The 13,310-nt window shown below is 57.1% G+C and carries 10 protein-coding genes; 4 read left to right on the top strand and 6 right to left on the bottom strand.

The features are described 5' to 3' along the window. The first annotated feature begins 146 nt into the window (after positions 1–146). Together K1Y02_20190 and K1Y02_20185 are read left to right on the top strand one after the other, a co-directional pair. Complete coding sequence (locus K1Y02_20190) at positions 147–896, top strand: lysoplasmalogenase (protein MBX7258693.1); 750 nt, start codon at positions 147–149, stop codon at positions 894–896. 213 nt (positions 897–1,109) lie between these two features. Next, the gene (locus K1Y02_20185) at positions 1,110–1,817 is read left to right on the top strand and encodes a lysoplasmalogenase (protein MBX7258692.1); all 708 of its coding nucleotides are present in this window, start codon (positions 1,110–1,112) and stop codon (positions 1,815–1,817) included. Between the two features lie 26 nt (positions 1,818–1,843). On the opposite strand, the gene K1Y02_20180 is transcribed toward K1Y02_20185, so the two are convergent. From K1Y02_20180 to K1Y02_20165, 4 genes are all read right to left on the bottom strand, one after another. Continuing rightward, positions 1,844–2,902, bottom strand: a complete 1,059-nt coding sequence (locus tag K1Y02_20180; protein ID MBX7258691.1) for a M42 family metallopeptidase — start codon at positions 2,900–2,902, stop codon at positions 1,844–1,846. A 15-nt stretch (positions 2,903–2,917) separates the two neighbouring features. Further along, positions 2,918–3,319: a hemerythrin family protein gene (locus tag K1Y02_20175; protein ID MBX7258690.1), complete on the bottom strand. Its 402-nt coding sequence runs from the start codon at positions 3,317–3,319 to the stop codon at positions 2,918–2,920. Positions 3,320–3,468: 149 nt separating this feature from the next. After that, positions 3,469–5,139, bottom strand: coding sequence for a ribulokinase (locus tag K1Y02_20170; GenBank protein MBX7258689.1), 1,671 nt, complete (start codon positions 5,137–5,139; stop codon positions 3,469–3,471). A 180-nt stretch (positions 5,140–5,319) separates the two neighbouring features. Continuing rightward, on the bottom strand, positions 5,320–5,919 hold the full coding sequence (locus K1Y02_20165; protein MBX7258688.1) for an ATP-dependent Clp protease proteolytic subunit: 600 nt from the start codon (positions 5,917–5,919) through the stop codon (positions 5,320–5,322). A gap of 352 nt (positions 5,920–6,271) precedes the next feature. On the opposite strand from K1Y02_20165, the gene K1Y02_20160 reads away from it, so the two are divergent. After that, positions 6,272–9,430 carry a PAS domain-containing protein gene (locus tag K1Y02_20160; GenBank protein MBX7258687.1) on the top strand — a complete coding sequence of 1,053 codons (3,159 nt, stop codon included), beginning with the start codon at positions 6,272–6,274 and terminating at the stop codon, positions 9,428–9,430. A gap of 1 nt (position 9,431) precedes the next feature. Here the strand turns inward: K1Y02_20160 and K1Y02_20155 are convergent, their stop codons facing one another. Then, positions 9,432–10,322 (bottom strand): histidinol-phosphatase, encoded by an 891-nt coding sequence (locus K1Y02_20155; protein ID MBX7258686.1) that lies wholly within the window; start codon positions 10,320–10,322, stop codon positions 9,432–9,434. Between the two features lie 276 nt (positions 10,323–10,598). On the opposite strand from K1Y02_20155, the gene nhaA reads away from it, so the two are divergent. Continuing rightward, a complete protein-coding gene (gene nhaA / locus K1Y02_20150; GenBank protein MBX7258685.1) occupies positions 10,599–11,987 on the top strand; it encodes a Na+/H+ antiporter NhaA in 1,389 nt (462 codons plus the stop codon). A gap of 257 nt (positions 11,988–12,244) precedes the next feature. On the opposite strand, the gene K1Y02_20145 is transcribed toward nhaA, so the two are convergent. Continuing rightward, positions 12,245–13,213, bottom strand: coding sequence for a M28 family peptidase (locus tag K1Y02_20145; GenBank protein ID MBX7258684.1), 969 nt, complete (start codon positions 13,211–13,213; stop codon positions 12,245–12,247). Between the last annotated feature and the right edge of the window lie 97 nt (positions 13,214–13,310).

Below are 13,310 nucleotides of genomic sequence, written 5' to 3'. Positions count from 1 at the left end.
CGGCTATTCGAGGAGGAAAAGGACAAGTACGTGACGATCCGGCTTGCCTTCACCTTGTGTAAGTTGACTGGAGTAGTCCAAGATCTGAGCGACAAAGGGGCGTTGGGGCAGTCGGAACCCGGTAATCGCAAGGAGTTCGTCGACAAGTGGTTGAAGGAGAAGGCAGCGTAGCCGCCACGAGGGGAACAGGGAGTAGACTCACTACAGGCGTGTGGATGGTTGCGGCAGTAACCTTCTTCGCAGCAATTTTGGCCACGCTGAAGCCGATGGACGTGTACGGTCCGTTCAAGATGACCGCATCCACCGGCTTCATTGCGACGGCGGTTCTTGCGGGAGGCCTACATACAACGTACGGCCGTTTGTTGCTGGCCGGGCTGATCTGCTCGTGGTGGGGCGACCTGCTGTTGCTTGGAAGCGGAAGACTCTATTTCCTATCGGGGCTGGTCAGCTTTCTTCTGGGGCACGTGTTCTACTCCGGAGCCTTTTACGCGCACGGTTCGCGAATTGGCCAAGCTCTGGCTTGGCTTGTCGCGCTGACCATTCCTGCGTACATCATAATGTCGCTGGCGTGGCCCAACGTGCCTGCCATGCTCAGAATCCCCGTCGTCGCCTACATGTCGATCATCTCGATCATGCTTGCGCTCGCATTGGGCGCGTGGAGGCTGCCAGGAGGAAGCATGATCGCAGCGGGTGCAATTGCCTTCTACCTTTCCGATGTGTGCGTGGCACGAGGCAGATTCATATCACAAAGTCCGATCAACGGTTTGATTGGACTGCCGCTCTACTTCCTCGGCCAAGTTATCCTTGCAATCAGCGTAGCCTACGCGACCGGGGCCGCAAAGCGTTTCATGCGCGGCGAAACCGGAGACGTACAACAGCAGGACACGATGAACTAAGCCGTTAGTCATTTCATTTCTCGGGATAGACACCGGTAAAATGGCGAGGGGATAGAAGTGATTTCATCCAAATGATGGATCACAGAGTAGTTGGGTACGTTGACGTCCGGCCGGTAGTAGCGTTCCGCGAACTGACGAGCGTGTTCCAGGACTCGGGCGAAAAGGGGGGCTGGGTCGAACATGACCCGGCATGCACGAGGAGTTTGCGGAAGCATGTCTTGGCAAAAGAACAGCATGGGGTCCAGTCTTGCCGATGGAGATTCGGGACTTGCCTTAAGAGTATGGCTGGCGGGCCTGGCGACAACCGTGCTTGCGCTCGTCTGTACGTTTGGCCATAACGTCAATTTCGCCGCGCTCAAGATGGCGGCGTCATCGGGGTTCATCATCACGTCGCTGCTTGCCGGAGCCACCCAGACCGTCTACGGACGATGGCTGCTGGCAGGCCTTGCCTTCTCGTGGTGGGGCGATTTCTTTCTATTGAACGGAAGCCAGATGAGTTTCGTTACGGGCCTGATCAGCTTTCTCATCGGACACGTTTGTTACACAGTAGCGTTCTGGCAATACGACAGCCGCAAGGACATCGCATTGGGAGGGCTGGCCGTGCTGGTCCTGCCTGCGGCCCTTCTGATATCGGCGCTGTGGCCCAATGTCGCACCGAATCTGAGAGTGCCTGTAGTTGCGTACACCGCAGTGATCTCCGTAATGCTCGCGCTTTCCTTCGGCACTTGGCAGAAGCCCGGATTCATCCTGATCATTGTGGGGGCGCTGGCGTTTTACGTTTCGGACATTTGTGTGGCACGAGGCAGTTTCGGCAAGCAAGAAGCCATAAATGGCCAAATCGGATTGCCACTTTATTTCATTGGGCAAGTCCTGTTGGCCGCGAGTGCCGCGTACGTAGACCCTGACGAGATGCGAGAGTAGACGACACCGCGTGTTTATCGCAGGGGTTACGGAATGAAGTTCGTATTCGGTTTCAGCGTGACAATCCACTCCGCGAGCAGTTGCGCGGCGTGTTCCGCGTCATTCAGCGATACCATCTCGACCGGAGAGTGCATATAGCGGTTCGGAATGCTAATGAGACCGGTAGCTACGCCGCCCCGGCTAAGTTGCATAGCGTTCGCATCCGTGCCGGTGCCCCGAGGCGAGGCTTCCATCTGATAGGAAATCTTCTTCTTCTTTGCCACGTCCACCATGGTCTTCGCGACAACGGGATTGATGTTAGGACCGCGGTGCAGGATGGGGCCGCCATCCAGCTTGAACGCGCCAAATCGCTTGTTGTCACAATTCGGGTGATCGGTGGCATGGCCGACGTCGACCGCAACACCCACGTGCGGGTTGCAGCCGTAAGCGCTGGTGGTTGCCCCGCGCAAGCCAACCTCTTCCTGCACGGTTGTCACGCAATACACGGCGCATTCCACTTTCCGCTTTTCCAGGAGCCGCATGGTTTCGAGAATGACAAATGCGCCAATCCGATCATCCAGGGCTCGGGCAACAATTCGATCATTCAATAGCGACACGATTCCGGCGTCAATGGTCGCGGGATCGCCGATATCGACGATCTTCTCGGCTTCCTTCTTGTCTTTGGCGCCGATATCGATCCAAAGCTGATGCAATTGGAGCGGCTTGCCGCGTTCTTCGGGTTCCGTGAGATGAATGGCGCGGCGGCCTATTACGCCGGCGACGTTCTTCTTCTCGGTATGCACGACGACCCTCTGGCCGTCCAGCACCGAGGCGTCGATTCCTCCGATCGCCTGGAAACCCAGGAATCCCTTGTCATCGATGTGATTGATCATGAGGGCGATTTCGTCGACGTGGCCGGCCAGCATCACGCGAAGCTTCGCGTTGGGATTCTTCACGTGATATTGGTTGCCGTGAACGTCTTTGTAGATCTTGTCCACATACGGCTTGGCGTACGCCTTGCACACGGCTTGAATTTCCTGCTCGAACCCGGACGGACTTGGCGTCGACAAAAGACGGCTCAGGAAATCGAACGATTGCTTTCGCATGGAATCCCTCTATGGTTAGTTCGCGACGGTCTTCAGCCCCGTATCCACTACTGCGATGTGGTTGTCTACCCACGACGTGACGCGGCCGTGCATAGCGCGCACGAAATCCTCTGTGACGCCGTTGCGTTCAAGCTGCATCCTCAGTTCCTTGAACTCCTCAATGAAGCGCTTGTGTTCTTCCTTGTTGCGAGGACAGTTGGCGCACATGGTGCGCTCCATGAGTTGTTCTTCGCTTCCAAAATGCTGCTCGATATAGTCTTCCAAGAAGTGAATCATGGTACAAGCGCGGCTCTTTGAACCAGGCCCGCCGTCAATCACTTCGTTGAGCGCGTTAAGCTGCGCAATCAGTTGCTGGTGTTGCGCATCGATTTCGGGAAACCCCGTGCCATGCCGTTGCTCGTCCCATTGAAGTGCCATGGTGTCTCCTCCATGTTCCGCAGTCCGCGACGCCCGGGTTCCGTTTTGAAGGAATCCGGCGCGCGTCCCAAACGCGGCTTCGCCGACTCATAGCCTTGCCACTTGCACACCGTCAGACTTCAACGGCCACTGCTATCGATTCAGGGGCTTCAATGCCCGTGCATGCCTAATCGAAGTGCTTTCAGATCTTTCATTGCCGAGTCGCCGCCCTGACCAAAGAGGTCGTGCAAGCGGCGGTAGATGGAATAGAGCTTCTCATACGCCGCATGCGCTTCCGGGTTCGGCTTGTACACCGTGTCGCGCAGGCGCGCCATGTTCTTGGCAGCGGCAGTCACATCGTCGTAGCCGCCTGCCGCCGCTCCCGCGGCCACAGCACCCCACATGGCCCCGCCCAGCGCGACTGTCTGGTCGCTGGCGCTGATCTTGATCTCGCGGTTCGTGACATCGGCGAAGATCTGCATGAGCAGAGGGTTCTTGCCGGGTAATCCACCGCAGGCGTACAGTTCGGTGATCGGGACGCCGCCTTCCTCCAATTGCCGAATGATGGTATACGTCCCAAACGCCGTGCTTTCGAGGACCGCACGGTACATTTCCGCGGGAGTCGTCGTCAGCGTGAGACCCATCATGAGACCTGTAAGATCCGCGTCCACGAGAATCGACCGGTTGCCGTTCCACCAATCGAGGCACAGCACTCCGGATTCTCCCACCTTAAGCTGCGCGGCCTGCTTTGCGAGATATCCATGCACGTCAAGACCCGCGGCCTTCGCCTCATCGACGATATACGCGGGCACACACTCATTGACAAACCACGCGAAGATATCGCCGACAGCCGTTTGTCCGGCTTCGAAGCCGTAGAATCCGGGCAGGATCCCGTCCTTCACTACGCCGCACATACCTTTAATTGCGCGCTTCTCGGTGCCGCAGACCATGTGGCACAGACTCGTGCCCATTATCATCACCATCTTGCCCGCGCCGCTCACCGTTGCCGCCGGAACCGCAACATGCGCGTCCACACCGCCCGCGGCAACAGCCGTTCCGGGCTTGAGGCCAAGCTTCTTGGCCATTTCCGCAGTCAGTCCACCGACGCGCGCGCCAGAAGGCACGATCTCGGCGTTCATTTTGTCGCGGACGACATTCTCGAATTTGGGGTGCACTGCTTTGAAGAAGGCGGGGTCGGGATAGCCTTCATCCCATATGGCTTTGTAGCCAGCCGCGCAAGCGTTGCGTTTGTCGACGCCGCACAACTGCAGCACAATCCAGTCGCCGGCTTCGATGAAGCGATCGGCCGCTTCATAGACTTCAGGGGCTTCGTCAAGCGTCTGCAGCGCTTTTGGAAAGAACCACTCGCTGGAAATCTTGCCGCCGTAGCGCGCCAGGAACTCTTCTCCGCGTTCCGCGGCCACTTGATTGATGCGATCGGCTTCGGGCTGTGCCGCATGGTGTTTCCAAAGCTTCACCCATGCGTTGGGATTGTCGGCAAACTCGGGTTTCATGCACAGCGGCGTGCCTTCCTTGTCGATTGGGAGCATCGTGCAGGCTGTGAAATCGGTTCCGATGCCGATGACATCGTCACCGCTTACGCCGGATTCCTTGAGTACGCGCGCAACGGTTTTCTCCAGGACATACAAATAATCGCGCGGATTCTGCAGCGCCCAGTCGGGCCCTAGCTTCTTGCCGCTCCCGGGAAGGGCCACGTCAATCACTCCGTCGGGATACGGTTCTGCCGCGATGCCGACTTCCTCGCCATTGTCCACTGCCACCAACAACGCCCTGGCCGACTCGGTACCGTAGTCAAGCCCCAGCACGAACTTGCGTCCCATGATCGCGACTCCTTCTGCTGCATTCCCCACGATTGGAAGAACGAGTATAGCAGAGGAAGGGCGGAGAAGGCAGTCAGAATGCAGGAAACGTGTAAGGGGCACGTGGGGAATTGCGCTAGACAAGAAACGGGCGGCGCGAGGCCGTCGCACCGCCCAGAATGAAGTCGATGAGGATTTGGATTACTTTCCGCCGATTTCTTTGGCAGAGCCAATTACACGGTCGATGATGCCGTATTTCGCTGCTTCTTCCGCCGACATCCAGTAATTGCGGTCGCTGTCTTTGGAGACCTTCTCGAAGGTCTGGCCGGTTTCCTTGGCAATAAGATGATACAGACGCTCGCGAATCTTCAGCATTTCCTGCGCTTCAATCCGGATATCCTGCAATTGGCCGCCCGCTCCGCCGCTCGGCTGATGCAGCAAGAAACGGCAATTGGGAAGCGCCACTCGATTCTTTTTCAATGGCGCACCCATCAGGATGGGGACGGCAATGCTTGCGACCCATCCGGCGCCGATGCAAATCACCTCCGAATTCACAAATCGCAGCATGTCATGGATGGCATAGCCCGAATCCACGTGTCCGCCCTGCGACGTGATAATGACTCGAATTGGATCGTTCGACTGGGCGTCGAGCACGACCAGTTGGCTGATCGTTTTCTCGGCGACATCCTGATCGATTTGCCCGGCGATGAGTATCGTGCGGGTCTTGAGCAGATGGCTTGAATATGCGTCGCTCCGCTTATCCTTTTCGTCGTCGCACTCAGGTTCCTCAAAGAACTCCATCCGGATCCTCGCTTTCTACTCCTCGGGTTCCACAGGCGGTTCGCCGCGCCAGTGAACAATCAGGGCCATCGAATGACGAAGCAGCCCGTGCAGTCAAGGCACGTATTTTGCCACTCCCATCGGAATCGGTCAAATAGGCGATTCCGACGGACCCGGAAATCGCGAGGCGCCCGTGCAAGACGTAAGCGCATCGGGATTTAGATATGGTACGATGGACGTGGATTGGAATTGTCCTACACGAGCGCTCTGCGTGCAAAGCACCTCCAGAAATTGGCATGAGGTCACGCACCGGAGTGTGAGATGTTGTGCTAAATACCTTCGGACGCAGTCACAGCATGGATGACGTTACTACATGAGTCTGGCCATTCTACCGTACATATGCCCTCTCGCAGTCGCCTCGTTACTCTATATTTGGTTGGGTCTTGTGGCATGGCGCAATCGCGACGAAAAAGTCGCAGGCGCTTTTGGCGGAGTACTTGCGACGTGCCTGGAGTGGACGATTACCTATGCGTTCGAATTGATGGCCCCCGACCTCGAATCCAAGCTGTTTTGGGCGAATGCTCAGTTCGCGGGGATCAGTTTCCTACCCATCTTCTGGCTATTGCTCGTGTTGGGAATTACGGGCCGACACAAGCCGCCCGTCATTGTCATGGGACTGATGGTATCAATCGCCGTTGCCACAAACGTCCTGGCCTGGACCAGTGAGTGGCACCATATATTTCGCGTGGAACCGTCGCTTGACTTGACTTCTCACAGCATACCCATGGTCGATGCGGACTATGGTGCGTGGCAGTACCTCGTGCATGTCCCCTATTTCTTTGGGACGTTCGCGTTTTCGGTCGTCTTGTTGTACGACTCGTATCGCACCGCAGGACCGCTATTCCGAAGACAGTACGCCGTTGTCGCATTCTGCAGTATCCTGCCGCTGGCAGGTGGCGCGCTGTATACAACAGGTATTCAGCCATTCCTCAATTGGAATCCGGCCACTGCATTCTTGAGCATCTCCGCGCTCTTGATTGCTTTTGCGCGGCTGCGTCTCGGCCTGTTTCAACTTATTCCGTTCGCGCGGGCTGCCCTTCTCGAGAACATGACGGATTCCGTGGTCGTACTGGACGAAAAGGAGCGAATGGTCGACACGAATCCAACCGCTATTCGCACTTTTGCACTGGAAGACGAGCACCTGCGGGGCATGCCCCTGAAGAGTATTGCTGCATTTGGTGAACATCTTTATGCGGCCTATCGCGCCGCGGAGCATCCCGACTTCACGGTAACGTTGAATACAGTGGCCGGTCCGCGGGATTTTAGCTGCAGGGCCAAAAGCATGGTGGGGGGCGGCGGCCAGGCGCTGGGACATCTCCTTGTGCTTCATGACATCACCGATCTGCGCGAGGCACACCGGGCGCTGCTTGCACGAGAATCGTACTTGTCTGCGCTGAACAAAGCGGCTGGGGTGCTGATGAATGCCACCGCAGAAGTGCCGTACCAGGAGTTTGTCTCGGCACTCGGCCCCCTGCTGAGCGCAAGCCGTGTATACGTGTTCTTGAACAGTACGGCTCCGGATGGAACCGTTCTGATGAGTCAAGTCGCCGAGTGGCATTCGCCGGAAGTGACGTCCGCACTGGATTGGCCTGAAACGCAGAACTTGCCGTATGTAGGCGATCTGGCGACATGGCTGGAGCAGTTCCGCCAAGGCAAGGCAGTGGAAGCGCGCGTGAGGGATTTGTCCCCTGAATTGCGCATGTTCCTCGAATCACAGGGGATTCAGTCGTTGTTGCTCATCCCCGTACTGGTGGATGGCGAATTGGTGGGTTTTGTGGGCTTTGACAATTGTGTCGATGAACGCCCTTGGGAACCTTTCGAACAGGACTTGCTGCATGCCGCGGCGCAGAACCTTGCCCAGGCCATCAAGCGCGTCGGGTACGAGAAGGAATTGCGCAACAGCCGCGAACGATTGGAGCTGGCGCTTCAAGGGGCCGAGTTGGGTACGTGGGATTTCGATGCCGTCACCGGCGAGGCTACCTACAACGATCGCTGGGCCAACATGCTCGGATATCAGAAAGAGGAAATCCTGAGCAAACATGCAACTTGGGAGAGCCTGCTGCACCCGGACGACAGGGATCGCGCCATCGCGACGCTACAGACCCATTTGGACGGACAAACGCCGGGCTACGAAAATGAGTTTCGCCTTCGGAGCAAAAGCGGCGATTGGGTTTGGATCCTATCCAAAGGCAGAGTGATCGAGCGGGACGCCTCCGGCAAGGCTATACGCGCCGCGGGAACCCACTTGGACATTACCGAGTATAAGCGCGGAGAAGTAGAGCGGCTGTCGATCGAACGCCAGATTCAGCAGACGCAAAAACTGGAGAGTCTGGGTGTACTGGCAGGGGGAATAGCGCACGACTTCAACAATCTTCTTATGGCCATCCTAGGGCATGCTGACCTGGCCGAGCAGGAATTGTCACCTATGTCTCCGGTTCGCGAGCATGTCAGGGGCATTGTTCAGTCCTCCCGCAGGGCAGCTGAGCTGTGCCGTCAGATGCTGGCGTATTCCGGCCGCGGACGCTTCGTGGTTGAGACGGTCGATTTGCGCGAGCTGGTTGAAGAGATCGTCCATTTGCTGCGGACTTCGATTTCGAAAAAGGCTACACTGAACCTGCACATGGATCGTGCACTGCCTCATGTCGAAGGCGATGCAAGCCAACTCAGGCAAGTGATCATGAACTTGGTCTTAAATGCATCGGAATCATTTGGCGAGGAGGCGGGCGAGATTACGATCAAGGCCAGCGCTCAACGTTGCGACGCCGCTATGCTGCGCGCTCATGCTAAGGACGTCGACTTGCCCGAAGGTTTGTACGTGTGCCTGGAGGTTGATGATACGGGTTGCGGAATGAACCCGGAGACGCTGGAGCGCATCTTCGATCCCTTCTTCACCACGAAGTTTGCCGGACGGGGGCTAGGACTCGCTGCCGTGCAAGGGATCGTGCGCGGACACAATGGCGTACTCAGCGTGGAGAGTCAGAGAGGAAAAGGGACCGCCTTTCGAGTTTATCTACCCGTATCGCCCAATCAAGCTCAAATCCCGGCCGGTACCCGAAGCGTTCAGGACAAATCGTGGCGTGGTGCGGGCGCCATTCTTCTTGTCGACGATGAAGATACGATTCTGGATGTTTCGACGGCGATGCTTCGAAAACTAGGATTCGACGTTATCGTGGCGCACGATGGACAAGAAGCCATTTCCATCTACGAGACACGGCAATCCGAAATCGCTTGCGTGTTGATTGACATGACGATGCCCGTGCTGGATGGCGCGGAGGCATTTCGCGCAATTCGCCGCATCAATCCCGAGGCCCGCGTGATCATGTCCAGCGGCTACAACGAACAGGAAGTAACCGGGCGGCTTAAAGGCGAAGGACTAGCGGGATTCATTCAAAAGCCCTATCAGCTTGACACGTTGCGCGCGGAACTCAAGCGCGTGCTTAGCGCATTCTCCAGGCCGAACGCCGCTACTTAGCTCACTGCAACGGAACTGCCCGCCGTACAATTTCTCCGTCTTCCCGCGTGAGTACCGTAACGGAATCGACGCCATTCTGGAGCAGGTAGTCCCGCGCTTCCACGACGCCAGCCCCCACCAAATCAGGCCCGTGACTATCGTCGCCAAAACAGAAAGGAACACCCATGGAATGGGCTTTTTCGACCAGCCATGGCGCGGGATACGGCGAGTCAAGGCCTTTTCTCCAGCCGGCCGTATTCAAGTCGAGTATGCCTCCGCACTCTCGGATGACTTCGAGGGTGCTTTCGGCCGCGCGCCGGATTGCCGGCGTCTCCACGGGGCCAAGCAGATGACCATTCTTGCGAATCAGATCGAGATGCCCCACGACCTCCGGCCGCAACGCCTGAACCATCTCAGCAACCGACTCGTAGTAGCGTAGCGCCAGCGCTTCCAGTCCACCGGCGGTTTCCACAGCGCGCTCAAAATGATTCATCGGCCCGTCGATGAGTATGTCCTTATAGAAGTGAACAGACCCGACCATGTAGTCAAACCCGAAGCGCTTTCGGTAATCCAACATGATGGAAACATAGCGGTCGTGGGGGACAATCTCGATTTCATAGCCCCGCAACACGATCAGGCGGTCACTGTACTCGTCGGCAGCATCGGCGATGGCCTTCCCGTAGGCTTCGAAGTCTGCCGCGATCTTGTCCACGGTCCACCCCAGTGACAGCTCATTTTCGTATAAGTACTGGTCTCCATGGCGAGGGACGTGCTCGCTCACACCGTAGGTGGCGAATCCCTGGGCGATGGCTGCGTCGAGCACTTCGCGCAATGTGCCGACGGCGTGATCGCAAAACTCCCCGCAATGCCCGCCGTGTAACGAGACCTTCCAAGGTGCGGTGTTTCGATTCATTTCACTTCCATTTCCGACGGTTAACAGACCCTGATGCCGGTCTGTGCAGATTGTGAATAGAACGTGCGGCTCTTGGCTTGAGGTCCACATGCCGCCGATACCGTGCAAGGCATAAAAACGCTGGATCGTGTCAGACTGCCTATCATCGCGTCAAGGACGCAGGACGGAAAACCGGATCGCCGTCCCATGTGTCGCTATCCACCGCAGTGTATCGAACTGGATTTGCGGACATATTTTGCTCAAAATAGAAGTATTGCAGGCTGTTGGGAGAATACGATGACCAGAGACAACGAATTACCGCCTCTGGAACAGATATCACCAGTTGCACAATTCCTGAAGCAGGACGTTGTCGCCGCTGGCATTCTATTGTTTTCCGCCTTGGGCGCCTTAATCCTTGCCAATTCCCCGCTTCGAGAATGGTACAACGACCTGTGGCACATAGAACTTGGTTTTGCAGTGGGCCATTTCGAATTGTCTCAATCGCTGCATCACTGGGTCAACGATGGACTCATGTCCATTTTCTTCTTCCTGGTCGGGCTCGAAATCAAACGCGAGTTGCTCGTGGGCGAATTGGCAAGTGTGCGAAAGGCCCTGCTGCCCGGAGCCGCCGCTATTGGCGGAATGCTCTTTCCCGCGCTGATCTATGCGCTCTGCAATTTGGGGGAGGAATCGGTACGCGGCTGGGGTATACCGATGGCGACCGATATCGCGTTCGCGGCCGGGTGCATGGCGCTCGTTAAGACGCGCGTCCCCCCCGCATTGCCGGTTTTCCTGATTGCACTCGCGATCGTCGACGACCTCGGGTCGGTTGTTACCATCGCACTCTTTTACACCGATCAGATCGCCATGCGCCCCTTGTTCTTCGGCGGATTTCTCGTGTTGGTCTCGTTCGGCCTAAGCCGCCTCGGCGTACGCTACACGTTTCCGTATGTGGTCCTTGGGTGCATCGTGTGGTTCGCGTTCCTAAAGTCCGGCGTCCATGCGACGATAGCCGGCGTGCTACTGGCTTTCTCAATCCCTCCAGACGCACGTTACGAGACACCGCACTTCTCGGGGCGCTTGTCTACGTTGCTCTATCGGTTCAGCGAAGCCGAAGACTACAAGAATCCACTGCTTGTCAATGCGCGACAGCAGTCGCTCATTCGTTCCATTCTTCGTGAATGCCACCATGTTGAGGCGCCGCTGCAGCGTATTGAGCATGCGCTGCACCCATTTTGCGTATTCTTTGTAATGCCGCTTTTTGCCTTTGCCAATTCGGGTGTCACGCTCGACTTCAGTTCTCTCATTCAGGATTTCGCGTCGCCAGTCGCCATTGGCGTAATCCTTGGCCTGCTGCTCGGCAAGCAGGTGGGCATCATGCTCTTTTCTTGGCTTGCCATTAAGCTCAAGCTTGCCGACTTGCCCGATGGCGTTCGCTGGTCGCACGTATACGGATTGAGTTGGCTCGCGGCCATCGGTTTTACCATGGCGCTATTCATAAACGAGCTTGCGTTTCCCCAAAGCGGGCACGGGTACGCAACTGGAGACGCGGCATCCGAAGCAGTTCGGCATCTTGCGCAGGCCAAACTCGGCATATTCACCGCCAGCCTCATCGCAGGTGTCGTGGGAGTTCTTGCGCTGCGGTGGGTGGGTCGAAAAGAGACGTACGATCACGAGCCCAGCTAACCCGCAATTTGCATCGGCGCTATTGAGCGCCGACGCAAATTGCTCACCTGCAAGATTTTGAGGCTATGCCATGAGGATTTCTCGCGAACACACACTGTTTTCGGAGAACTGCCCAATTCTTCGCTGTAAGTCCCGCAGACGCGCTGGTTGCGAGAGAAAGCAAAGTGTGTTCGTGAGTAATCCGGGCTAATTCCGCGCGCGGCATCAGGTCTTGCCGGCGCGTGCTCACGGGCCAATGCCCGGCGTTCACCTGAAATCTACCGCCCCGTCAGCAAGCCGCCTTCCGATGCCAGGAGACTTACCATCGACTCAAGATCTGTGCGCGATTGGAGCGGATTGCCAAGGGCATCCGCGATCGGCTTGGCGTACTTGCGCACAAAATAGAGCTCCGTCTCTGTCGTGTCGTAGCCCTCGAAGGGGCCTTCCAGCGTAGCACTTGCCACGCCGATCGTCGCACGGACCGTGTACGCGGCGATGTGCGCCATCTTCTCGTAGTTGAGCTTCTCCGGCGTATCGGTGGGCAGATGGAAATGCTCCCACTGGGCACAGGTCAGAAAGAGATAGGGGCGTTTGCTGATTCGAAAGATGTGGTGATCGCTCATATCGCCGATATACCGGTTCAACGTCACCAGCGTAGACAAACCGGGCGAAGGGTCGCATGCCCGGACCACGCCCTCCAAACCGGGGTCGCTCTCCATGCCAATGACAATCAGCGCGTTCTCGAGCGTCGGCGCGGGCAGATCGTGTCCTACAAGGTCCAACACGACCGCGCAATGAATCTCCTCCCGGCGTTGATGCTCATAGAAATAGGTGGAGCCCATGGTGGGTTTGAGGAAATGCGGCGGCTCCTCGGCATCGAAAAATGCAAAGAGCACTGAACGATCCAGACGCGCTTTGCGCAGCGGTTCGACGGCGCTTAACGCGATAGCGACGGCGCTTGCGTTATCGTCCGCGCCTGGTGTCGTGCCGCATGTGTCGTAGTGCGCCGCAATTAACACGGGCGGCAATTCGGGGCGCAGCCCCGGTAGTCTGCCGATTACGTTGGTCAGTCGAATCTCGCCTTCGCTATACGGCAACTCAAACGAATCGTTGGCGTAACCCTCGAGACCTTCCTGTATCGCGCGCGCGATGATGTATTCACGCGCGGCGATATGCGCCGGCGTTCCCGGCATTCGGCCGCCAGGTACCGCAAGTTGCTCGACGTCTTTTCGAAGCTGCGAGATCATTAGCGGAGATTGTATAAGTCTTCCCATCACTATACAAACGGATTGCAGAGCAGTCCGGAAGCTAACAAAAAGGGGAAATGTGCTCTATGCCGTGTCT

This window comes from Candidatus Hydrogenedentota bacterium (genome assembly GCA_019695095.1).
In the GTDB taxonomy this organism is placed as follows: Bacteria; Hydrogenedentota; Hydrogenedentia; order Hydrogenedentales; family SLHB01; genus JAIBAQ01.
This window is presented reverse-complemented; position numbering and strand designations above follow the sequence as displayed.